The 22,439-nt window shown below is 58.8% G+C and carries 18 protein-coding genes and 1 pseudogene; 5 read left to right on the top strand and 14 right to left on the bottom strand.

Annotated elements, in window-relative coordinates:
* Positions 1–57 precede the first annotated feature (57 nt).
* From HMPREF1287_RS01790 to HMPREF1287_RS01760, 7 genes are all read right to left on the bottom strand, one after another.
* On the bottom strand, positions 58–1,077 hold the full coding sequence (locus HMPREF1287_RS01790) for a 3-isopropylmalate dehydrogenase (RefSeq protein WP_023017825.1): 1,020 nt from the start codon (positions 1,075–1,077) through the stop codon (positions 58–60).
* Positions 1,078–1,210: 133 nt separating this feature from the next.
* Positions 1,211–2,797: a phosphoglycerate dehydrogenase gene (gene serA / locus HMPREF1287_RS01785; RefSeq protein ID WP_005280258.1), complete on the bottom strand. Its 1,587-nt coding sequence runs from the start codon at positions 2,795–2,797 to the stop codon at positions 1,211–1,213.
* 64 nt (positions 2,798–2,861) lie between these two features.
* Positions 2,862–3,773 (bottom strand): hypothetical protein, encoded by a 912-nt coding sequence (locus HMPREF1287_RS01780; protein ID WP_023017824.1) that lies wholly within the window; start codon positions 3,771–3,773, stop codon positions 2,862–2,864.
* Positions 3,757–5,547: a DUF262 domain-containing protein gene (locus HMPREF1287_RS01775; protein WP_023017823.1), complete on the bottom strand. Its 1,791-nt coding sequence runs from the start codon at positions 5,545–5,547 to the stop codon at positions 3,757–3,759. The genes HMPREF1287_RS01780 and HMPREF1287_RS01775 overlap by 17 nt, the downstream gene beginning before the upstream one ends.
* A 124-nt stretch (positions 5,548–5,671) precedes the next feature.
* Positions 5,672–6,685, bottom strand: a complete 1,014-nt coding sequence (gene ilvC, locus HMPREF1287_RS01770; protein WP_005282520.1) for a ketol-acid reductoisomerase — start codon at positions 6,683–6,685, stop codon at positions 5,672–5,674.
* Between the two features lie 102 nt (positions 6,686–6,787).
* Positions 6,788–7,303 (bottom strand): acetolactate synthase small subunit, encoded by a 516-nt coding sequence (ilvN, locus tag HMPREF1287_RS01765; protein ID WP_005282517.1) that lies wholly within the window; start codon positions 7,301–7,303, stop codon positions 6,788–6,790.
* Between the two features lie 3 nt (positions 7,304–7,306).
* A complete protein-coding gene (locus HMPREF1287_RS01760) occupies positions 7,307–9,157 on the bottom strand; it encodes an acetolactate synthase large subunit (RefSeq protein WP_023017822.1) in 1,851 nt (616 codons plus the stop codon).
* Between the two features lie 303 nt (positions 9,158–9,460).
* Between HMPREF1287_RS01760 and HMPREF1287_RS01755 the strand changes: the two genes are divergently transcribed.
* From HMPREF1287_RS01755 to HMPREF1287_RS01745, 3 genes are all read left to right on the top strand, one after another.
* Entirely contained in the window at positions 9,461–10,003 is a 543-nt protein-coding gene (locus HMPREF1287_RS01755) for a PH domain-containing protein (protein WP_005280251.1), read from the top strand.
* A 56-nt stretch (positions 10,004–10,059) separates the two neighbouring features.
* Positions 10,060–11,913 (top strand): dihydroxy-acid dehydratase, encoded by a 1,854-nt coding sequence (gene ilvD, locus HMPREF1287_RS01750; RefSeq protein WP_023017821.1) that lies wholly within the window; start codon positions 10,060–10,062, stop codon positions 11,911–11,913.
* A 78-nt stretch (positions 11,914–11,991) separates the two neighbouring features.
* The gene (locus tag HMPREF1287_RS01745; protein ID WP_023017820.1) at positions 11,992–13,263 is read left to right on the top strand and encodes a glycosyltransferase 87 family protein; all 1,272 of its coding nucleotides are present in this window, start codon (positions 11,992–11,994) and stop codon (positions 13,261–13,263) included.
* Here HMPREF1287_RS01745 and HMPREF1287_RS01740 read toward each other — a convergent pair.
* The 3 genes from HMPREF1287_RS01740 to HMPREF1287_RS01730 all read right to left on the bottom strand — a co-directional run bounded on the left by HMPREF1287_RS01740 (position 13,238) and on the right by HMPREF1287_RS01730 (position 15,037).
* Positions 13,238–13,555 (bottom strand): transcriptional regulator, encoded by a 318-nt coding sequence (locus HMPREF1287_RS01740; RefSeq protein WP_005280248.1) that lies wholly within the window; start codon positions 13,553–13,555, stop codon positions 13,238–13,240. The two genes, HMPREF1287_RS01745 and HMPREF1287_RS01740, sit on opposite strands and share 26 nt — an antisense overlap.
* Positions 13,545–14,000, bottom strand: a complete 456-nt coding sequence (locus HMPREF1287_RS01735) for a hypothetical protein (RefSeq protein ID WP_023017819.1) — start codon at positions 13,998–14,000, stop codon at positions 13,545–13,547. The genes HMPREF1287_RS01740 and HMPREF1287_RS01735 overlap by 11 nt, the downstream gene beginning before the upstream one ends.
* A 146-nt stretch (positions 14,001–14,146) precedes the next feature.
* On the bottom strand, positions 14,147–15,037 hold the full coding sequence (locus tag HMPREF1287_RS01730) for a DoxX family protein (RefSeq protein ID WP_023017818.1): 891 nt from the start codon (positions 15,035–15,037) through the stop codon (positions 14,147–14,149).
* A 194-nt stretch (positions 15,038–15,231) separates the two neighbouring features.
* Between HMPREF1287_RS01730 and HMPREF1287_RS01725 the strand changes: the two genes are divergently transcribed.
* Complete coding sequence (locus tag HMPREF1287_RS01725; RefSeq protein ID WP_023017817.1) at positions 15,232–16,329, top strand: glutathione S-transferase family protein; 1,098 nt, start codon at positions 15,232–15,234, stop codon at positions 16,327–16,329.
* On the opposite strand, the gene HMPREF1287_RS01720 is transcribed toward HMPREF1287_RS01725, so the two are convergent.
* Entirely contained in the window at positions 16,298–17,170 is an 873-nt protein-coding gene (locus tag HMPREF1287_RS01720; RefSeq protein WP_023017816.1) for an ArgP/LysG family DNA-binding transcriptional regulator, read from the bottom strand. The genes HMPREF1287_RS01725 and HMPREF1287_RS01720 overlap by 32 nt on opposite strands.
* A gap of 69 nt (positions 17,171–17,239) precedes the next feature.
* Here HMPREF1287_RS01720 and HMPREF1287_RS01715 point away from each other — a divergent pair, with 69 nt between their 5' ends.
* On the top strand, positions 17,240–17,965 hold the full coding sequence (locus HMPREF1287_RS01715) for a LysE/ArgO family amino acid transporter (protein WP_023017815.1): 726 nt from the start codon (positions 17,240–17,242) through the stop codon (positions 17,963–17,965).
* Between the two features lie 114 nt (positions 17,966–18,079).
* Here the strand turns inward: HMPREF1287_RS01715 and HMPREF1287_RS01710 are convergent, their stop codons facing one another.
* The 3 genes and pseudogenes from HMPREF1287_RS01710 to gatB all read right to left on the bottom strand — a co-directional run bounded on the left by HMPREF1287_RS01710 (position 18,080) and on the right by gatB (position 22,397).
* Complete coding sequence (locus tag HMPREF1287_RS01710; protein ID WP_023017814.1) at positions 18,080–19,510, bottom strand: hypothetical protein; 1,431 nt, start codon at positions 19,508–19,510, stop codon at positions 18,080–18,082.
* 202 nt (positions 19,511–19,712) lie between these two features.
* Positions 19,713–20,764: pseudogene (locus HMPREF1287_RS01705) on the bottom strand (NAD(P)-dependent alcohol dehydrogenase).
* A gap of 127 nt (positions 20,765–20,891) precedes the next feature.
* On the bottom strand, positions 20,892–22,397 hold the full coding sequence (gatB, locus tag HMPREF1287_RS01700) for an Asp-tRNA(Asn)/Glu-tRNA(Gln) amidotransferase subunit GatB (protein ID WP_034653655.1): 1,506 nt from the start codon (positions 22,395–22,397) through the stop codon (positions 20,892–20,894).
* Positions 22,398–22,439: the final 42 nt, after the last annotated feature.

Below are 22,439 nucleotides of genomic sequence, written 5' to 3'. Positions count from 1 at the left end.
TGCGAAGATCCTTTAGGTCCCCGCCGGAACCGGATTCGCACTCAGGATTCCTTACGCTTAAGCCTTCAGGCTCCCCGCGATGCGGTCTCCCACCTCGACGGTCTTGATTGGGGCATCGCCACGCTTGGCGATGTCCTCCGCCACCGCCTTTTCAATCTTCTGCGCATTGCCTTCATCACCCAGCTGCCGCAAGAGCATCGCCGCCGACAAGATGGACGCGGTTGGATCCGCGATGCCTTGTCCAGCAATATCGGGCGCCGAACCGTGCACCGGCTCAAACATGGAGGGGTTCTTACCCGAGGCATCGATATTGCCCGATGCAGCCAATCCAATTCCGCCGGTAATAGCGCCTGCTAAGTCCGTTAAGATATCGCCGAAGAGGTTATCGGTAACGATGACATCGTAGCGGGACGGATCCGTCACCATGTAGATGGTCGCGGCATCGATGTGGTTGTAGTCCACTTCCACCTGCGGATATTCTGCCGAGACTTCTTCTACCGTGCGGTGCCACAGATCGCCGGCATTGACGAGGACATTCGTCTTGTGCACCAGGGTCAGGTGATTGCGGCGCTGCGATGCCCGCTCAAAAGCCTCCCGCACCACGCGCTCTACCCCAAAGCGGGTATTTTGCGAAACCTCGCTGGCTACCTCGTGCGGCGTACCTTCCCGCAGCGTGCCGCCATTGCCGCAGTACAGGCCCTCGGTGCCTTCTCGCACCACGACGAAATCAATCTCGCCCGGGTTAGCCAGCGGCGAGTGGGCCGTGGGATACAAGATGGAGGGGCGCAGGTTCACGTGGTGATCGAGTGCAAAGCGCATCTTCAATAACAGGCCGCGCTCCAGAACACCTGGGGGGACCTCGCCGGGCGCACCAATGGCGCCCAGCAAAATGGCATCGTGTTCGCGCAGGCTGGCCAGGTCCGCGTCCGTTAAAAGCTCGCCATTGCGCAGGTAGCGCCGCGCGCCCAGGTCATAATCGGTGGTTTCAATATCGCTCCGCACCGCCCGCAATACCTTCAGGGCTTCCGCCGTTACTTCCGGCCCAATGCCGTCGCCGCCAATAACCGCTAATTTCATTAGATAAGATTCCTTTCTCACATAGTGGATTAGACATTAGCCTACCAAAGGAAACCCGCCCATCGCAGCATAAATCTGCGCGATGGGCGGGCACACGTACGCGGTTAGGCCACTCTCCTAACCTGCGCTGAGGTTATTCATCCATATCGAATTGCTGGCACGTAGCGCCAAGGGCCGAGTTGATCTCCTCGATGAGAGAATCTGGCACCTCGGACTCCACGCGCAAGATGAGCACGGCATCGGATTCCTGCTTGCCCTGCGTCAAGGCCGCGGCGATGATGTTGATACCTGCTGCACCCAGCTTGGTACCCACGGTACCCAGCGCGCCTGGGGCATCGGCATAGCGGAAGAAGAGGTTGCGGCCCTCAGCCCGCATATCCACGCCGCGGCCATTGATGCGCACAAACTTTTCGGTCCCGTCGATGCCGATGAGAGCACCGGTAAGCGAAGAGGTCACGCCCTCTGCGCTAATGACCTTGACCTGCAAGGAAGAACGGTGGCCTTTGGATTCTGGGTTGGTGGATACCGAAACCTCGACCCCGCGGCTTTCGGCAATCTTCATCGCGTTGACGAAGGTAACCGGCTCTGAGGTCACGCCGCTAAACAGGCCGCGTACGACGGAAAGGCCCAGTACGTCCACGTCCTCAGTGGACAGCTCGCCGCAAGCCTCGATCTCCACGGCGACGGGAGCCTGGTCCAACAGGCGTCCGGCCGTAAGGCCCAGCTTGCGGGCGAGGTCGAGCCAGCCGGCAACCTCTTCTCCCACCGTGCCGCCGGAGACGTTGACCGCATCGGGAACGAACTCGCCGGCCAGAGCCTTGAGCACAGATGCGGCGACATCGGTACCCGCGCGGTCCTGTGCCTCCACGGTGGACGCGCCCAAGTGCGGCGAGACCGTGACCTGCGGCAGCTTAAAGAGCGGGGAATCCGTGCACGGCTCCGTGGAGTAGACGTCAAAGCCCGCACCGCGGTGGTGTCCGGAGGTAATGGAATCCGCCAAGGCCTGCTCGTCTACGAGGCCGCCGCGGGCGGCGTTGATAAGAATCTGGCCTTCCTTTGCCTTGGCCAGAAGCTCCGCGTTGAACATTCCGGCGGTCTCGGGCGTCTTTGGCAGGTGAATGGTGACAAAATCTGCCTGCGCCATCAACTCTTCCAGCTCAACCAATTCCACGCCAAGCGCTGCCGCACGCGCCGGATTGGCATAAGGATCGTGGGCAATAATCTTCGTTTCAAAGGCGCTTAACCGCTGGGCAAAAAGCTGACCGATGTGGCCGAAGCCGACGATGCCAATAGTCTTGCCGTAGACCTCGACGCCCTTGAAGGAAGAGCGCTTCCACTCGCCCTCGCGCAGGGACTGATCCGCCGCAGGAATCTGGCGGGCAGTGGCCAAAAGCAGGGCAATCGCCTGCTCGCACGCAGAGTGGATATTGGAGGTGGGAGCGTTGACCACCATGACGCCCTTATTGGTGGCGGTGTCAATATCCACGTTATCTAGTCCCACGCCTGCGCGGCCCACAATCTTTAGTTTGGGTGCTGCTTCTAAAACCTCAGCGTCGACCGTGGTGGCCGAGCGCACGAGCAGCGCATCCGCCTCTGGAACCGCGGCAAGCAATTCCTCGCGGTTCGGGCCATCTACCCAACGCACCTCGACGGAATCCCCCAAAGCCGTCACAGTGGATTGGGCCAATTTATCGGCGATAAGAACTACCGGCTTCGACATATCATCCTTCGTTTCACTTCGTTGTGCATTACGCGACAATAACCGCGTGTGAAGGAAGTGTAGTTCAGTTTGGGGTGCCCTGCCGTATTTTTTCCTTAAATTCTTTCACGTGACCGAATTCCGGGCCCAAAGCGATAAGCGAGCCTTCATCGAGCCCTGCCACCATGGCCATACTCCGCTTATCTTCCAGCGGATCCGCCGTCGGCATCACCAATACCGAGCCACCATAGGCCGCGGCAGTAATGACATTGGCTACCGGACTATCCGCCGTGGCCACGATATTGGGCGCCATCTGGCCATCGCGCCGCGACTGTGCCGGGACGGCCGGCAGCTTTTTGCCATCATCGTCAGGTTCGCCCTCATAAGGAATCCAGGCAGGACGCAACTCAACGTAGGGTGTTTTATCCAGCCGCGCGATGTCCTTGACCACCTGGTTCGGCGAGGCAACCACCTTGGACTCGTACTGGAAGGCCGTAAAATCCCCCAGCGCTTCATGCGTTCCCGGATCCTTGATGACAGTGAAATCACCGCTGGATTGCGTCCACGGGATATCGCCCACGATAACGAGTCGTTTTACCTCCAAGTCTCCGACCAAGTTGAGGATGTCACCGCGGCGCGAAGGATCGTATTCCACGGCCGGCAAGTGCTGGTTAATCGCCAACGTTGCCGCGCGCAACACGGATTTATCATCGGGCGCAAAGAGCACCATGGAATCTGAATCATCGAAGAAGGCCCGCGCGGCCTCGATGCCACTCGGATCGTCGATGATGTCCAGTTTGCCGGCGAATTTGGGATCGATAAGGCGGTTTTGATTCTCTGACTTGGCGCGCTCAAGCTCAACATCGGACTCGGAGAGATCCGACAGACCTCGCTTGACCAGTTTGGGTTCCTGCAAGGCATCACCGCAGCCAACAAGTACGAGGGAGGCTGCGATAACCACTGCAGCCGCCCGATACCTCTTAGCGGCCAAACGCATGTGGCCCCTCTTCACCGCCGGCCAGGTTTGCTTCATCGACATCTCGAATGACGGGAATGCCTAAGGTTTCTTCCACTAGATCCACGAAGCGATGGCGACGATCAGCCAAGAATTCCTGAATCTTTGACTCCCTTAGGTTAGCGACATCGAGGTCGTGCGATGCCAGGACGGCATCAAATTCCTCGTCTTCCATGATGGACTTGGACTGCACGCGAGGCAGGTAGCGGTTCGGCGCGAACCCATCGAGGACGACCTCTGTGCGCTTGCCCATCGGAGTGTAGTTCATGACCGAATGGGCCAGGACCGAATCCACCCCGTGGCGCTGGCACCAATTCAGCGGGAATACCGGGAAAAATCCGGGCTTCAACTCTTCAAAGGTGTGGCGGGTAAACTCGCTGCCCGTCCGCCAGTCCTTCGCGCCGCGGGCCATAAGCAGGGCGTAGATTCCGTGCCACACCCCATCGTTTTCATCGACCGAGAGCAGGCGGGATTCCCGGAATCCTGCATCCGCGACCGTTTTGGGAACATCGTCGGTGGCCCCGGCAACCCACTCGGTCACCTCATCCACATCGCGGGCGGCGCGCAGCGGCACCGCGGAAGAACCGTAGAGCTCGCCAAAGACGCCACACCAGAACCACTGGTCAATGCGATCCCATGCCTGCTGGCTGGAAAGGGCCCCAGGCCGCTTGGCCAGGCGCGCGATGATGACCGCCAGCGGCACGATCTGTTCCGTATAAGGAACCTGATCGAGGCTTAAAATGCGGCGCTGCGCCAAGAATTCGGCAACCTCGTGGAAGGTAATGCGCAGGTCGTGCGCGGCCGCCTTGTACTCGGACAGGGACAGCTTCAAAATGTCTTCGCGCTGGCCGCCGGCATTACCCTTCTCCCCTGTGACCAAGAGGGACACTGCGGAGAGGAATTCATTGCGTCCGATGCCATCGAGCGCAGGAGAATCCCGCAGATCCTTTTCCACCTGCTGCCAATCGTTGGCAAGGTGGAAGGTCGGATCTTCGGAGGCAAAGACGGCGGTTAAGAGATCGAAGACATCCATCTGTAAGCCTGCGGAATTTGCCTGGGCAAAGATGGAACCGATTCCGGAGCGCTCCGTTTCGCGGGATAGCCGGATCATGGGGATATCGTAGCCCGCTAAGGGGCGCACGATGCGGTTATTGAACGCGGCAAGTTCGGCGCTGTATTGCTCGTGTGTGGCGGCGAGCTCGAAAAGCATGCTGGTGCCTTCCTCGCTGAGTAGCGAGGCCACGGGGATGCACATATTGTCCAGCCCATCCTGGCGGCAGGTAATAGCCCCATCAACGTCGGGGCCGAAGTGCGAGCAGATCTCGCCGTTTTGGTCGACGGCGAAAATGGCGTCATCGGCAAGCAAGTCCCCGCTTACCGCGGCGCGGACGTCGATGAAAAAGCGGCGGTGGACCTTCTTTTTCCGGAAGTCAGTGGTCTTGACAAAACCCTCGCCATTAAAGCAGTGGTACAGGGAGGTAAGGCGCTGTTGGCCGTCCAAGAGCAGCAACCCGGGCTCGACGCCAACCTCGGGCGCACCCGCCAGCACCCTGGGGCGGAAACGCATCTTTTCATTGCGGGTATCCAGGGCCATCAGCGCGCCGATGGGGTATCCACGCAGGACCGTAACGATAAGTGAGCGGATGCGGTCTTCATCCCAGGCGTAGCTGCGCTGGAAATCCGGAAGCTGGATATCGCCCCGGTCAATCCGCGAAAAAAGGTCCTTGAGATCATAGCTTGGCGTCGTAAAACCCATAGGGCCAATACTACCCGCAACACCTTCGCGGTACCTCACGGGCGTAGCGCTGGAATCCAAGGTACAAGTAAGAAAAGCGGCCCACGGGGAATGTCCCGCGGGCCGCACTGGATTCAGCTATTGACTAGGCAGTAGCGTCCAAAGGATTCTTTACCCAGCTCATGAGATCGCGCAGCTTGGTGCCGGTCTTTTCGATCTCATGCTGCGCAAATTCATCGCGCAGGTCTTCCAGTTCCTTGTTGCCGCCCTCAACGTTGGCGAGCAGGCGCTTGGTGAAGGTGCCGTCCTGAATATCGGACAGGACATCCTTCATGCGCTGCTTGGTATCGGCGTTGATGATGCGTGGACCGGAGATGTAGCCACCGAACTCAGCGGTATCAGAGACCGAGTAGTTCATGTTGGCAATGCCACCCTCGAACATCAAGTCCACGATGAGCTTCATCTCGTGCAGGACCTCGAAATATGCCATCTCTGGCTCGTAGCCGGCCTCGGTGAGGACCTCGAAACCGTTGCGGATGAGGAACTCGACACCACCGCACAGGACGGCCTGCTCACCAAAGAGGTCGGTGACCGTCTCTGCCTCGAAGGTGGTGGGGATAACGCCGGCGCGGGCGCCACCGATGGCAGCGGCATAGGACAGGGTCAGGTCATGGCCCTCGTTCTTCGGATCCTGCTCAGTGGCAATCAGGCAAGGAACACCCTTGCCGTCAACGAATTGGCGGCGGACCAAGTGGCCTGGGCCCTTGGGAGCAACCATACCGACGGTGACGGACGCAGCCGGCTCAATCAGCTTGAAGTGGATATTCAGGCCGTGTCCGAACAGCAATGCATTGCCGTCCTCCAGGTTTGGGGCGATGTGCTCTTCGAAGATCTCCTTCTGGGAGGTATCCGGCGCCAAGAGCATGACGACGTCGGCCCACTTGGAGGCCTCCGCGACGGACTTGACCTCGAAGCCGGCCTCTTCTGCCTTGGCTGCAGACTTGGAGCCCTCGCGCAGGCCGATAACAACCTCGACGCCGGAATCGCGCAGGTTCTGGGAGTGGGCGTGGCCCTGGGAGCCGTAACCGATAACCGCTACCTTGCGGCCCTGGATGATCGACAGGTCAGCATCGTCGTCGTAGTAGGTATCAATAGCCATTTCAAATCCTCAATTCTTTGGTAGGAAAAGCTGTAATGAAGCGTCCTAACGCAGAGTATATACCACTGCGCGAGACATTGTGTTCACATCGTGAGATTTTATTTACTTTTTGGGAGCCGTAGCCTTCGGGCCGCGCCCCAAGGCTACGTGCCCCGATTGCACGAGCTCGCGAATACCGAAGGGCTCGAGCACTTCAAGTAGCGCCGCGAGCTTGCCCGGCGTACCGGTAGCCTCCACGACGACCGATTCCTTTGCCACGTCCACCACGCGGGCGCGGAAGATATTTACCGCATCCACCACCTGCGCGCGGTTAGAATTATCAGCCGCCACCTTTACCAACATGATGGCGCGGGCGACGGTGGAATCTTCCTTGAGTTCCACGACCTTGATGACCGGAATGAGCTTATTGAGCTGTTTGGTGACCTGCTCAATAATGACCTCAGAGGCATCCACGACGATGGTCAGGCGGTTAATCCCTGGGGTTTCCGTGTGTGCGGAGACCAAGGACACCAGGCTGTAGCCACGGCGGCTGAACATTCCCACCACGCGGGCGATGATGCTTTCTACATCCTCGACTAATACCGATAAGGTATGGCGAGTTACCTCGTTGTGCGTCATGGTTTATGCCTCCTGGATGGTTTCGTCGATCTCAGCCGGGGTTTCCGCGGCGGATTCAGCTTCATCAAAAAGCGGGCGCAGGCCGCGGGCGTACTGGATTTCCTCATTGGAGGCACCGCCGCCGATCATGGGCCAGACTTGCGCATCTTGGCCGACGATGAAGTCAATGACAACTGGCTTATCGTTAATTGCCTGCGCGCGCTTAATGGCCGGAACGACATCCTCTTCGCACGTGACCCGGATAGCTTCGCAGCCAAGAGCCTCAGCCAAGCGGACGAAGTCCGGGGTGAAGGCGTTTTCTTCGCGCAGCTTGGTGTGCGAATAGTGCCGATCATAAAACAGCGTCTGCCACTGCCGGACCATTCCCAGGTTGCCGTTATTGATGACGGCAACCTTAAACGGGAAGCCCTCCAAGGCTGCGGTGGTAAGTTCCTGATTGGTCATTTGGAAGCAACCATCGCCGTCGATGGCCCAGACTTCTTTATCTGGGCGCGCCGCCTTTGCACCCAAGGCAGCGGGAACGGCGTAGCCCATGGTTCCGGCACCGCCGGAGTTGATCCACGAACGCGGGTGCTCAAAGTCCAAGAACTGCGCGGACCACATCTGGTGCTGACCCACGCCCGCACAGTAGATAGCTTCCGGCCCAACGGTCTCGCTGAGCTTTTCTAGGACGAATTGTGGGTTCAACAGGCCATCATCGGTGGGCTCATAACCGCGCGGGAAACGCTCCTGCATACCGCGCAGGTAATCGTGCCACTGTTTCACATCGGCGGCAGGCTGCACGTCCTTCTTGCGGTACTCCTTGCTCAACGCGGTCAAGCACTTTTGCGCATCGCCGACGATGGGGACCGCAACTTCCCGGATCTTGCCAATTTCTGCCGGATCGATATCGGCGTGGATAACCTTCGCATTGGGCGCGAAAGTGGAGGTATCACCGGTCACGCGGTCATCGAAGCGGGCACCAATGGCGATGATGAGGTCCGCGCGCTGCATGGCCGCGACGGCTGGGACGGTGCCGTGCATGCCAGGCATTCCCAGATGCAGCGGGTGGGAATCTGGAAAGGAGCCCAGGGCCATCAAGGTGGTAACCACGGGGATATTCGTCAGCTCTGCAAACTCCAGCAGCTCCTGGGAGGCGTTGGCTTTCATGACTCCGCCGCCGACGTAGAGCACGGGCTTTTCCGCATGCGCCATCAAATCCACGGCCTGGGCCACCTGCCGGTGGTGCGGCTTGGTAACCGGCTTGTAGCCTTGCAGGTCAAGCGTTTCCGGAAAGTGGTAATCCAAAAAGCCGTTTTGCACGTCCTTCGGGATATCCACGAGCACCGGACCGGGGCGGCCGGTAGAAGCCAAGTGGAAGGCGGCCGAAATAGCGGAAGGGATCTCTGCGGGATCCGTCACGATGTAGTTGTGCTTGGTAATCGGCATGGTGACACCGCGGATATCGGCCTCTTGGAAGGCATCGGTGCCCAAAAGGTTGCTGCCCACCTGGCCGGTGATGGCGACGATGGGAACGGAGTCCAGGTTGGCATCGGCAAGCGCGGTAACCAGGTTGGTCGCACCAGGACCGGAGGTAGCGATGCACACGCCCACCTTTCCGGAGGCCTGCGCATAACCCTCGGCGGCGTGGCCGGCGCCTTGTTCATGGCGGGTTAGCACATGGCGCAGCTTGGTTGAACCATGCAGTGCATCGTAGAGCGGAAGCACGGCACCGCCTGGAATACCGAATACGAGATCGGTGCCCAGATCTTCCAGCGTGCGGACAATTGCATGAGCCCCACTCATTCGCTCCGTGGGCGCAGCGGTAGTCGCAGCGGCCGCGGAACTAGGCGTGGGCGAGGATGTCGTTACCACGGTGTATGTGCTCCTTGGGTTGGTCTGTCATGGAAACTGATCATCGGAAAACGCCCTAGTTACAACTAAAGCCCCCGCGGGCCGGTGGTCTGCGGGGGCGAAAGCGTCGACGTTCAGGAAACGCCGCGGTCACCGCCGCGCTCGCACCACCTGAAGTCGAATAATGATCATATTTCCAACTATATACCGATAGAATTATATCTGGAAGCGGTTACCCCCTTTTGGGAAAACTTTCCCACATGTTGAAACGCGGCGGAAAAATGGTTCGCTTCCCCACCGCATGGTCAATTAGGCTGGCTGATTATGACCCCACCAGCACAGGACAAACAACCTCGTCAGTCCACCTCCCAGGCAGAGGTCTTCACCCCTTCCCGCGACCACATCTTGGGCATTTTAATTCTGTCCACGATCGCCTTGTTGAGCATCGGCTGGGCGCCCAAATACCTGGGATGGCTGCTCATTATCCCCGTCATCGGCCTATGGTGGGTCCTCAAGGCCCGCACGAGGGTCTCTGAGAAGGGCATCTCCATTTCCTATGCATTCCGCAAGAACGTCTCCATTGCGTGGGATGACTTCGCCGGGATTGGGTTCCAGCGCGCCCGGGCCTTCGCACAGACTAAAAATGGTGCGAAGCATAACCTACCTGGCGTAACCTTCAACTCACTGCCCCGCTTGGCACAAGCATCCCGCGGACGCATTCCCGATGCCCTCACCCAGGGCCGCGAGGCAGCCGATGACAAGGTCGTCATCGTGCACCGCGACGGGCAGCAGATCCTCTTAAGCAAAGAGGAATATGCTGCATACCTAGAAAAACACCCCGAGCTTAAAGATTCGGCAGATAATTAAATTTACTTTCTCCTCCTCCCCATCTGATTAATCTATAAGGAATGGTGACTTAAACCATGTTCCCGCTGCGCTCTAAAGTAACTACCGTCGGACGTCAAGCCTCCGGTGCGCGTGCCTTGTGGCGCGCTACCGGCACCAAGGAAAATGACTTTGGCAAGCCGATTGTCGCCATCGCAAATTCTTATACGCAGTTCGTCCCCGGCCACGTGCACCTGAAAAACGTCGGCGATATCGTCGCCGATGCCGTCCGCGAAGCCGGTGGCGTGCCCAAGGAGTTCAACACCATTGCTGTGGATGACGGCATTGCCATGGGACATAGCGGCATGTTGTACTCTTTGCCTTCGCGCGAGATTATCTCCGATTCCATCGAGTACATGGCCAATGCGCATACTGCCGATGCCCTCGTCTGCATCTCTAACTGCGATAAGATCACCCCGGGCATGCTCAATGCCGCGATGCGCTTGAATATCCCCACGATCTTCGTTTCGGGCGGGCCGATGGAGGCCGGCAAGGCCGTCGTGGTCGATGGCGTTGCCCATGCACCGACCGACCTGATTACCGCAATCACCGCATCCGCGAACGATGGCGTTTCCGATGCCGGCTTGGCCCAGATCGAAGAATCCGCCTGCCCCACCTGCGGTTCCTGCTCCGGCATGTTTACCGCCAACTCCATGAACTGCTTGACCGAAGCGCTCGGTTTGGCGCTTCCGGGCAATGGCACCACCCTGGCCACCCACAGCGCGCGCCGTGAGCTCTTTGAAAAGGCCGGTTCCACCATCGTAGATATGTGCCGCCGCTACTACGGCGAAGAAGACGAGTCCGTCCTCCCCCGCAATATCGCCACGAAGGAAGCCTTTAGCAATGCTATGGCCCTCGATATGGCCATGGGCGGATCCACCAACACCATCCTGCACACCCTCGCCGCAGCGCAAGAGGGCGAAGTGGACTTCACGCTGGATGATATTAATGACATCTCCTACCGCGTGCCTTGCCTGTCCAAGGTCGCGCCCAACGGCACCTACCACATTGAGGATGTGCACCGCGCCGGCGGCATTCCGGCCATCTTGGGCGAGCTGCGCCGCGCGGGCCACCTCAACCTCAAGGTGCACACCGCCCTCTATGACAATGCGGAGCAGTGGCTCGATGATTGGGATATCCGCAATCCCCGCGTAACCGATCAGGCCCGCGAGCTGTACTACGCCGCCCCCGGTGGCGTGCGCACGACGGAGCCGTTCTCCCAGTCCAACCGGTGGGATGAACTGGATACTGACGCGGTCAATGGCTGCATTCACGATGCCGACCACGCCTTTTCATCCGACGGCGGACTGGTGGTCTTGCGCGGCAACCTAGCGCCGGACGGGGCCATCGTCAAGGCGGCCGGCGTGGAGGAAGAACTGTGGACCTTCTCTGGCCCAGCCCGCGTGGTGGAGTCCCAGGAGCAGGCCGTGTCCATCATCTTGAATAAAGACGTCCAACCCGGCGATGTCGTCGTCATTCGCTACGAGGGCCCATCCGGCGGCCCCGGCATGCAGGAGATGCTCCACCCGACGTCCTTCCTCAAGGGCGCAGGTTTAGGCAAGGCGTGCGCCTTGATTACCGACGGCCGCTTTTCCGGCGGCACCTCCGGGCTCTCCATCGGCCACATCTCCCCGGAGGCCGCCCACCAGGGCCTTATCGGACTCATCGAAAATGGCGATACCATTTCCATCAATATCCATGAGCGCGAGCTCACGCTCGACGTAGACGATGATGTTCTGGAGCGCCGCCGCGCCGCGCAAGAACAACGCGAAAAGCCGTGGACCCCGGTGGACCGCAACCGTCCCATTACCAAGGCGCTGCGCGCCTACGCCGCAATGGCGACCTCCGCGGACCGCGGCGCGGTGCGCGTGGTAGACGGCTTTGTGAACTAGCACAATTGGCTGCTAAATCGCTGTGACCTCGGTGGGGGTGCGAGCTCTGTAGTTAAAAATCGCGTAGTTTGTATCGCGATGAAATTCGCTCGTACCCCGTTATTCCGATATACCGTGGCCCTGCTGGGGTTCCTTTTCGGCGCCTGGAAGGTCGTTGAAGACACCTGCATCACAGACTTCCCCATCGATATGGTGGTCTACCGCGAGGGCGTCAAGGCCTTCCTCGAGCACCGCTCCGTCTATAGCGCGCCGATGCCCGCCGGCGATATTCAGCTGCCCTTCATTTATCCGCCCTTTGGCGCCTTGGCGATGGTACCGCTGACGGCCTTCGACGCCATCGACCACACCCTGGCCGGCAATATCATGGTTATCCTTTCGGATCTCCTTGTGCTCGTGTGCCTTTACTTCGTTTTCAGGGCGGTGCTCAAGAAGCCAGAATTCCTCTTACCCGTAACCGCCATTACCTGGGCCATTGTCTTACACTTTGAGCCGGTTGACCTCAATAACAACTATGCCCAAATCAATATAGTGGTCATGGCGCTTGTTATCCTCGACCTCGTTCCGCGCAAGCAATTCCTGCCGCAGGGAATCCTCATCGGCGTGGCGGCCGCCATCAAGATCACGCCTCTGGCGATGTTGCTCTACTTCCTAGTACGCAGGGAATGGAAGCAGATAGCGACCGCGCTTTTCTCCGCCGTAGCTGCCACGCTTCTTGCCGCGGCCTTCCGCTGGGAGGCGTTCGTGGAGTTCTTCAGCTCCACACTGCTCGACATGGGCTCCGGCCGTGACTTCGGCGTGGGAACCGACTATCAGTCAAATAGCTCCATCAAGGGCGCCATTCAGCGCATCTATCCATCCACCGAATCCATGGAGGCGAATGGCCTGACGATAGGCCTCGCGTGGATCGCGGCGTCCCTTATTGTCATCATCGTTGCGGCATGGCTCATCAAGCGCTTATGCGCGGAGCAGTTGCTTTTCGATGCCCAATTGGTCACCGCCCTCACCGTCCTGCTCATCTCCCCTGTTTCTTGGTCCCATCACTGGGTCTGGCTCACGCTCATCATCCCAGTCTTCGCCTACCGCGCGTGGAGCTGGCTTTCTACCGGATGGGCTGCCCGCAGCCTCTTGGCCGTCCTCATCGCCTGGGCAGCCCTGCTGCTCACCGTTCCACCGAAGTGGTGGTGGGGAGATCAAGTCGATGTCCATGCCATGAACCACTTCCAGAAATTCTGGATGGATGACTTCGTCTGGCTCACCGTGTTTACCGTAACGCTGTATACAGCCGCGTTCATTGCCGCCCAGCGCAAGCAGACCACACGTAGCGCTACTCCTGCTCTGCTAGCGACTTAAGCGCGGCGAGGTGGGCATCGAATGCAGACTTGCCGGTAGCGGTGAGCATAACCCACACGGTGTCCTTATCGCGGGAAGACCCGTACTCGCGGAATCGGCTGATATAGCCTTCCTTTTCTAGGGCGGTTAATTGTTTGGATAAGGTGGCGGCCGATTGCCCCACCTCTTCCCGCAGCGCCGCGAAGCGCATTTCGCGGCGCACCTGTCCCTCCACCGCACCTCGCGCGTTTAATACCGCACAGATTTTGAAGCGATTGAGCGGATAGATAACCGGGTCAATATCACTGAGCACTACGGCCCTCTCCTTGCCGCGCTGCAACGTCCAAGGCTCGAGATTGCAGCACCCAGACCATTGCCACTGCCCACACCGCGATGAAGATTACCAGAGCCCACATGTGCTCACGCAGCATGTTGGTGACAAAGATCGGGATAAGTATTACTGCCATCCCCGCGTAGTATTTCTTATCGGCCTTGGGCTGGGTATACGGATCCTGGCGATAGCTGGTCCGCACCTTGCCCTGGTAATGAAGTAGCGCCCACACCATGAGTCCTATAAGGACAAAGTAGAAAATCAGAAACGCGACGGGGTGCATTATCTCTGCGAATACGGTCATTCCCACATAGAACGCTGCCAATGCGATCACTAGGAGGATATTTTGCACAAGCCGCTTTCGCTCAGCGCCTTGATCCTGCAGGCTGTCATTAAATTCGAGCGACTTCTTTAGCTCATCTTCCATCTTCTACCACCATCTCCAAAATCCAGGATTCCATACTTTCCGTTATGGCAATTCTTTCACTTTCCATAGCGGAAAGCAAGGGTGGAAGGAAATCCCCACCGCATTAACTGCGGCGGGGATTCACTTACACGGTAGCGAGTAACAGGCTAAGCAATGGGGTTTACTGCCGCGCCAAAGAACCACACGGCAACCAAGATGGCGATACCGACCACCACAAAGACCCACGACGTACCCAGTGGGCGCCGCGCCCAAGAGCGGCCAAAGTCCAAGGAAATAAAACCAGGACCGGTAAATTGCAGGCCAATCGCGACCACAAAAAGTACCAGCGATAGCCATACCGAGTCCGGCCAGTCAAAGACCTGCAGACCAGCACCCGATTCCGCCAGCTCGTGCAATGCGGTGAAACCGGTAACGACCAAGCCAAGCATGGCCGCAAGCGGGCTAATCAGGCCCAAAAGGAGGAATGCTCCGGCGATCAGCTGCACGGTCGGCACCGCTAGGGCAAAGGAATTAGCCCAAGCGTACTGCGAGTAATCACTTTCCAAGCCGGAGACGCCGGCGCCATCGCCCAGCGAGAAGAAGGTGGCCACGCCGGCAATAATGAGATAGGCGCTCATTGCCAAGCGGACAAAGAAGAGGCCAAAGTCAATGGTGCCGCGGCGCCCATAGCGCTTGTAGCCTTCCTTATCCTCCTGCTCCTGCTGAAGCTTGCGCTCTTGTTCCGCCTGCTCTTCAGGGGTTAGGGAAACATCTTCTGCCGCAATACCTTCGGTCTGCGCCGCCGCTGCGGGATCCAATACCGCGGTTTCCTCACCTGCGGATTGCTGGTTTCCCTGCTGTGCGGTCCCATTAGCGGCAGGGTTGGACAAAACTTCCGTCTCCGCCACCTCTTGCTTCTGCGGCCGAATTTCTTGCGGTTCGGCGCGCCCTGCGCGGGCGAAGACATCGGGGTTATCCTGCCGCATGGAATCGTAGGCTGGGACGTTAAGATCCTCGTCTAAGGGATTGGCTTTATCCGGTTGCTGCTTATCGCTCATATGACCAATTTAAGACAGTTGCCTGCAGTTTTGCGGTACCGTTAACGGCGCGCCGCAATTGTTCCCACGCCCTCTTCCCCTAGCTCCCATCTTGTTGTAATATCAACAATGTCACATAGTTGACATATAAATATTAATCACCGGCGGGGACACTTCCCCCGCCTTATGAATCCACCAGAATTGGGAATGAATCGATGACTTCACACAACTCCGACTGGGCAGGAGATGCCCGCAATGCTTCACCAGATGGCGAGTTTATTCGAGATACCACCTATATCGAAGACCGCATTTCACCAGAGGTATCCGAGGTAACCGCGCAGGACGATGGTACCTTTTATTGGCCCATGGAGGCTGGCCGTTACCGCCTGGTTGCGGCCCGCGCCTGCCCGTGGGCGCACCGCGCGGTCATCGCCCGCCGCCTGTTGGGCTTAGAGGGCTCCATTTCCTTGGCCCTCGCCGGGCCCGTACACGATGCTCGCTCCTGGACATTCGACCTAGACGAGGGCGAAGTAGACCCGGTTTTGGGCTACAAGCGCCTGCAGGAAGCCTACTTTGAGCGCTTTCCGGACTATCCCCGCGGGATTACCGTGCCCGCCCTAGTCGAAGAATCTACGGGCCGGGTGGTCACCAATGATTACCCCTCTATGGTGCGCGATTTTATTGAGCAGTGGACCAACTTCCAGGCAGAAGGCGCCCCCGATCTCTTCCCTGAGCAGCACCGCGAGGAGATGGAGGAACTCAACGAGTACATCTTCCACGGCATCAATAATGGCGTGTACCGCTGCGGTTTTGCCGGCTCGCAAGAAGCCTACGAAGAGGCCTATGACCAGCTGTGGGAGGCGCTCGATTGGGCCGAGGAGCGCCTGGGCACCCAGCGCTATATGGTTGGCGAACACATTACCGAGACCGATATCCGCCTGTTTGCCACCCTCGTGCGCTTCGATCCGGTGTATTACTCACACTTCAAGTGCTCGCGCCACAAGATCCGGGAACTGCCCAACCTGCGCGGCTACCTGCAGGAACTATTCCAGCTACCGGGCTTTGGTGATACCACCGATTTCACCGAGATCAAGCAGCATTACTTTGCCACGCACACGGAAATCAACCCCACCCGCATCGTTCCGGTGGGACCGGATATGTCTTGGTTAGCAGAGCCCCATGACCGCGATCGCTTTGGCGGCCAACCCTTTGCCCCCGGCGTGCGTCTCCCGGGTCCCATTCCCTCCGGCGAGGAAGTAAAGAATCCGGAAGACTTTCAGCTTAAGCTCTTCCCAGCCCCGCAGCCGCGTTAATCACGGACCGCGTCAGATCGCTTAAGACCTCAGATTCTAGGCGCCAACGCTGCCAGTAGAGGTCGATGTCGAGCTGGCGGTCATCGAGAAGCAGCAGCTCTTTCGATTCCACCAGTGGCTGAGCCTGAGCCTGCGGCAATAGCCCCCACCCCAGGCCCACGCGCACGGCCTCCAGGTAACCTTCCGAAGAAGGAATCTGCGAAACCCTGGCGCGCACGACGTGAGAATCAATAAAGCGCTCGCGCATAGCATCATCGAGCACCTGATCATTGGGACCATAGCCCACCAGCGGCATCGTCTCCCAGGTAAACCGCCCTGAATGAAAGCCCTCCGCGATATGCGGGGCGGCAACGGCGAAATAGCGCATGGTCCCCAAGAACGTGGAATCGCACCCAGATACCGGCGAATGCTCCCTCGTTACCGCACCCAAGACATCGCCGCGCCGCAGCATCGCGAGCGTGCGGGCCTCATCCTCAATGCGGATGCGCAGGGCAACGTCTCCCCGCTGCGCGGTATCGCTTAATACCTGCGTAAACCAGGTGGCGAGCGAGTCGGAGTTGATGGCCACCGACAAGGGCACGCGCGCTAGGCGCTGGCCCAACCGGGCATCGGTTTCCGCCTGCACCAACGCCATACGCCGTGCCGCCTGCACCAGGATCTCCCCGGCTTCCGTCGCCCCCACCGGATTCGCCCGCCGCACCAGCACGCGGCCGGTGCTCGCCTCCAACGCCTTGATGCGCTGGCTTACCGCAGACGGAGAAATCCCCAGGACCGAGGCGGCGACCTCAAAGCTTCCTTCTTCCACGATAGCCAGCAAGGTTTCCAAATGTACCGGGTTCATGAAGCTATTCTAAACCATATGAAGATAGATTAACTGGACTTATTTACCGCTTGGATTCACACTAGAGGCATGTCCATCGTGCTTGCTGGTTTTGTGCTTGGTTTGTCCCTCATCGTGGCCGTCGGCCCCCAAAATGCGATGCTGTTGAAATACGGCATCCGCCGCGATCACATCGGGCTCATCATCGTGGTGTGCGCGCTTTCCGATGTCATCCTCATTACCTCCGGCACCGCCGGTGTCGGCTACCTAGTCGAGCGCTTTCCCAATGCGCTTGAGGCGCTCAAGTACATCGGCGCGGCATACCTCGCCTTTTTCACCTTCACCTGCTTCCGCGATGCCTTCAAAACCAAGGGCGAGGCCATCGACGTGGAATCCACTTCCCCGAATTCGACCGAGGAAGTAGCAACCTTCGACGGCGACGGCGACAGCACGAGTGGGGTCGGCACCGAGCACGGTTCTGTCGCCACAGCTACTGCCACCCAGCGCCAAGAGATCAAGCGCTCGCCCTCCTGGGTCAAACCACTCCTTACCGCGCTGGCGTTAACCTGGCTCAACCCTGGTGCCTATGTCGATGTGCTGGTCATGCTCGGCGGCATCGCCAACCAGTATGGCGACCCCGGCCGGTGGCTGTTCGCCGGCGGTGCCATCGCCGCCAGCTTTACGTGGTTCCCCGTCATTGGCTTTGGCGCTGCTCGCTTCTCCCACGTCCTCTCCCGCCCCGAGGTATGGCGCTTGATCAACGTTGGCATCGGTGTCATCATGATTGGCCTGACCCTCAAACTCCTCCTGCTGTAATCCCCTGGCCCAGCTCCAGCCCTAAGAGTTAATAGGGGCATCGGCAAGCACAAGGCATAGAAAATCCCTCCTCAGGAAATCCTGGGGAGGGAAATTTATTGCCTGAAGGCGAGACTACTTCTGGGAGCTTTCCGCTTCGGAAGACTCATCGTCTTCCTCCGGATCACCGATAGCACCGGTTTCCTCGATCCACTTTTCAATCTCTTCCGGCGAGCGGTCGTGCTCTACGCCATCGCGCTCGATGTAGTAGGTGTGATCGTCCTGGTTTTGCTTCTCAAATTCTTCCTTATCAAAGTCCACATCGTCATCACCGTCGAGCTTTTCCGTCACCTCGGTCACGAGCTCTTCATAGAGCGCCTCGCTATCCATATTGGAATCCTCAAGGTGCTGACCAATCTCGTCGTCGTAGCGATCTGCGTCGTATTCCTTGTTCGGATTCAGCTTCAGGTGCATCAGCGAACGCACGCGCTCGCGGCGCAGCGCCTCGTCCTGAATCTTGGACTGGCTGCGGAACCATGCAAAGACCAAGACGGCCACCATCGCGATGCCCATGTAACCGATGACCGGGTAGACGTACTGCATCAAGGTCTTGAAGCCGAAGAAGGAAACGCCAAAGCCCGCGAAACAGCCAGCGATGAAGATAACGCGGAACTTGGACTCGTTGCCGGCGGAGAGGCGCTTACCCAATGCGTAAAACATACCGATGGCGGTATTGAAAATCATCAGGTAAATAACGATGGCCATGATCCCGCCCAAGACTGGGTTGACGCTATCGACCAAGGAGAGCATCGGGATATCGGAGCCCTCGATCTCCTCGGCGTTCATCAACAACGCAAAACCTGCCAGGCCCATCATGACGGAGTAGACGATGCCGCCGAAGATGCCGCCCCAGCCGGCCTCGCGCGGGCTAATATTATCGCCGCCAATGACCAGCGACATGGATACCGCCAGCATCAAAGCCAGACCGTTGTAGTTCAGCGCGGAGACCAGCCAGTTGCCAATCGGGGTATCGATCTGGCTGGAGGCTTCCATCGCTGCGCCAATATCGTCCGGCATATGGAACATGGTGTAAATCGCCACGCCGATGACGGCGATGATGATGGACGGGGTAAGCATACCGATGACCTTGGACACCTTATCGACGTCCATCATGCCGACGGCAATCACGAGCCCCAGCATCAGCGTCGAGCCGATCCAAGCCGGCCAGCCAAATTGCTGCTCCATATTGGAACCTGCACCGGCCAGCATCACGAAGCCGATAGCAAAGAGCGTGATGATAACGGCCACGTCCAATAGCTTGGACACGATGGGGTGGGTGACTTTGCGGAAGACCGTGTTGTGCTCAGTGGCGTGGAAATAGCTGCCCAATTGCAAGAACACGGTGCCCGCCAGCGTCATAATGGCCGCTGCGACGATAATGCCGGCAATACCCCAAGAGCCGAAGGCGGTGAAATATTGCACGACCTCCTGGCCCGTAGCAAAGCCTGCGCCTACCAGCAGGCCCACGAAGGACATGGCCATGGCGAGAATATTTTTATAAGACACAGTTGCCTAACTTTTGTAGCGGATAATTTTCACACACCAGTGCGCGCGTTCCAGGCCCCCTCCTTATCCCCCGACGCGTGCAGGGAGGCGCGGCGCAGGAGTGTGCTCCTGTGCACATGGTACGTAAGCCAATAACGAAATCCTACTTGCACGTGCGTGAAATACAATACATCATCTTTTGGTGATGAAGTAGCTTACATACTTAATCCGCGAAAGTTTCCGTATCGATGACGAAGCGGAACTTTACGTCACCGGCAACAACCCGCTCATAGGCTGCGTCAACGTCATCAACGCCCACCTTTTCGATGACCGCGCCGATGCCGTGTTCTGCACAGAAGTCCAGCATCTCTTGGGTTTCGGCAATGCCGCCAATATTGTTTCCGGTCAATACCTTGCCGCCACCGACGAGGTTGCCCATCGTGATTCCCAGTTCCTCTGGGGGCAGGCCGACCACGGACATGATTCCCCGCGGCTTCAACAGCTGCAGGTAGTCATTGAGGGAATAGGAGGCGGAAATGGTAGACAAAATCAGATCGAACTCGCCCTTGTGGTTGGCAAAGAACTCGGGGTCCTCACCCGTTGCCAGCACCCGCTTCGCGCCGAGCTCATAGGCTTCTTGTTCCTTGCGCAGGGACCGGGAAATGACGGTGACCTCAGCCCCCTTGGCGGCGGCGATCTGCACGCCCATGTGGCCCAATCCGCCAAGGCCAACGATGGCTACCTTATCGCCCTCCTTGACCTGCCACCGGGCCAAGGGCGAGTAGGTGGTAATACCAGCGCACAAGAGCGGGGCGGCGACATCAAAGTCGAGGCCTTCTGGAATCGTCAACACGAAATTCTCATTGACCACGACCTTTTGCGCATAGCCACCCTGGGTAATGGTTCCATCAACGTCTTCAGAGTTATAGGTTCCCACCGAGCCGTTCAGGCAGTTTTGCTCCTGGCCATTGCGGCACTGCTCGCACACCCCGCAGGAATTGACCAAGCAGCCCACACCCACGCGGTCGCCCACCTTAAACTTGGTGACCTTGTCCCCTACCGCTTCGACCACGCCGGCGATCTCGTGACCCACCGTCAGCGGGAAGTGGGCCTCGCCCCACTCATTGCGAATGGTGTGAATATCCGAGTGGCAAATTCCGGCCGCCTTGATATCGATGACGACGTCATCCTCGCGCGGATCGCGGCGTTCGATTTCTACGGTGCGAAAGGGTGCATCTGGGCTCGTTTTTGCAGAACTTTAGATTTAATTGGCATGTCACATAGTCTACGCTTTACCGCCCTGACCTGCCCAAATGAAAACTATGGTCAATTTAAAACCACGAAAGCCAGCCTCCGACCCCCTGTGGAAGCAGGGACGAAGACTGGCTCGGTCAGTGGCGTATTAGCTCAGCTTCTCCGCGATCAGCTTATTAACCTGGCCCGGATCCGCCTTGCCCTGCGTCGCCTTCATCACGGCACCGACAATCGCGCCGGTCACCTTCTTATTGCCGGCGCGGTACTTCTCCACGATGTCTGGGTTAGCGTCAAGGGCATCATCTACTGCCTTTTCAATGGCACCGTCATCGCGCACGACCTCGAGGCCGCGCTTGGCGACGACCTCGTCAACGTCGCCCTCGCCCGCCAGCACGCCATCGACGGCTTGGCGCGCCAACTTGGTGGTCAGTTTGCCTTCCTTGACCAAGGCGATGACGCGGGCAATGTGGGCTGGGGTGATATCCAGTTCGGCCAGGGTCTTGTCCTGCTCATTGGCCTTACCTGCAAGATAAGACACCCACCAGGAACGAGCCTCGTCCGGCTTCGCGCCGGCTTCGACCGTCTCCACGATGAGGTCCAGTGCACCCGCGTTGACTAGGTCGCGCATCTCCTCGTCCTTAATGCCCCACTCCTTTTGGATGCGGGCGCGGCGGACCCACGGCAGCTCCGGAAGGGTTGCGCGCAGCTCTTCTACCCACTCGCGCGGGGCGATGACCGGCGGCAAATCCGGGTCATTGAAGTAGCGGTAGTCTTCCGCAGTCTCCTTCGGGCGCCCCTTGGAGGTAGAGCCATCGGTTTCTTGGTAGTGGCGGGTCTCCTGCTCGATGCTGCCGCCATCTTCCAGTACCTGTGCCTGGCGCTGCATCTCAAAGCGCACGGCCTGCTCTACCGAGCGCATGGAGTTGATGTTCTTCGTCTCGGTACGGGTACCGAATTCTTCTTGGCCGATAGGGCGCAAGGAAAGGTTGGAGTCCACGCGCATGGAACCTTGGTCCATGCGGGCATCGGACACGCCCAATGCCGCGACGAGCTCGCGCAGCGCCGATACATAGGCCTTCGCCACCTCGGGGGCGCGCTCGCCGGCACCGATGATGGGCTTGGTAACGATCTCAATGAGCGGGATGCCCGCGCGGTTGCAGTCCACCAGGGATGCGGTAGCGCCGTGGATGCGGCCATCGGCGCCGCCCAGGTGGGTCAGCTTACCGGTGTCTTCTTCCATGTGGGCGCGCTCGATTTCCACGCGCCATTCCGTGCCGTCTTCCAGCACGACGTCGAGGTAGCCGTCATAAGCAATCGGCTCATCGTACTGGGAGATCTGGTAGTTCTTTGGCTGGTCCGGGTAGAAGTAATTCTTGCGGGCAAAGCGCGAGGATTCCGCGATGGAGCAATTGAGCGCCAGGCCGATTTTGATTGCGCCCTCCACGCCCTTGGAATTAACCACGGGAAGAGCCCCGGGAAGGCCCAGCGATACCGGATCGGTATTGGAGTTAGGGGCTGCGCTGAAGTTCGTGGCAGAAGTGGAAAACATCTTGGTTTCCGTATCCAGCTCCACGTGGACTTCCATGCCCATTACCGGTTCATACTTGTCGAGGACCTCGTCGAAGTCCATCAGGTCATACATCGCAGCAGTCATGCGTGCCATCTTAATACGTCCGTGCACTCTCGTGCGCTAGCC

This window comes from Corynebacterium sp. KPL1986, from assembly GCF_000477975.1.
Classification (GTDB): Bacteria; Actinomycetota; Actinomycetes; order Mycobacteriales; family Mycobacteriaceae; genus Corynebacterium; species Corynebacterium accolens.
Note: the sequence above shows the minus strand (reverse complement) of the source record. Positions and strands in the feature narration are given on the sequence as shown.

What these genes read in the sequence shown, in the direction of transcription:
- HMPREF1287_RS01790 (WP_023017825.1), bottom strand. Translation starts at nt 1,077, where the DNA reads ATGAAATTAGCGGTTATTGGCGGCGACGGCATTGGGCCGGAAGTAACG.
- ilvD (WP_023017821.1), top strand. Translation starts at nt 10,060, where the DNA reads ATGTTCCCGCTGCGCTCTAAAGTAACTACCGTCGGACGTCAAGCCTCC.
- HMPREF1287_RS01745 (WP_023017820.1), top strand. Translation starts at nt 11,992, where the DNA reads ATGAAATTCGCTCGTACCCCGTTATTCCGATATACCGTGGCCCTGCTG.
- HMPREF1287_RS01780 (WP_023017824.1), bottom strand. Translation starts at nt 3,773, where the DNA reads ATGCGTTTGGCCGCTAAGAGGTATCGGGCGGCTGCAGTGGTTATCGCA.
- HMPREF1287_RS01755 (WP_005280251.1), top strand. Translation starts at nt 9,461, where the DNA reads ATGACCCCACCAGCACAGGACAAACAACCTCGTCAGTCCACCTCCCAG.
- gatB (WP_034653655.1), bottom strand. Translation starts at nt 22,397, where the DNA reads ATGACTGCTGCGATGTATGACCTGATGGACTTCGACGAGGTCCTCGAC.
- HMPREF1287_RS01720 (WP_023017816.1), bottom strand. Translation starts at nt 17,170, where the DNA reads ATGAACCCGGTACATTTGGAAACCTTGCTGGCTATCGTGGAAGAAGGA.
- ilvC (WP_005282520.1), bottom strand. Translation starts at nt 6,685, where the DNA reads ATGGCTATTGATACCTACTACGACGACGATGCTGACCTGTCGATCATC.
- HMPREF1287_RS01725 (WP_023017817.1), top strand. Translation starts at nt 15,232, where the DNA reads ATGACTTCACACAACTCCGACTGGGCAGGAGATGCCCGCAATGCTTCA.
- HMPREF1287_RS01730 (WP_023017818.1), bottom strand. Translation starts at nt 15,037, where the DNA reads ATGAGCGATAAGCAGCAACCGGATAAAGCCAATCCCTTAGACGAGGAT.
- HMPREF1287_RS01775 (WP_023017823.1), bottom strand. Translation starts at nt 5,547, where the DNA reads ATGGGTTTTACGACGCCAAGCTATGATCTCAAGGACCTTTTTTCGCGG.
- HMPREF1287_RS01735 (WP_023017819.1), bottom strand. Translation starts at nt 14,000, where the DNA reads ATGGAAGATGAGCTAAAGAAGTCGCTCGAATTTAATGACAGCCTGCAG.
- ilvN (WP_005282517.1), bottom strand. Translation starts at nt 7,303, where the DNA reads ATGACGCACAACGAGGTAACTCGCCATACCTTATCGGTATTAGTCGAG.
- serA (WP_005280258.1), bottom strand. Translation starts at nt 2,797, where the DNA reads ATGTCGAAGCCGGTAGTTCTTATCGCCGATAAATTGGCCCAATCCACT.
- HMPREF1287_RS01715 (WP_023017815.1), top strand. Translation starts at nt 17,240, where the DNA reads ATGTCCATCGTGCTTGCTGGTTTTGTGCTTGGTTTGTCCCTCATCGTG.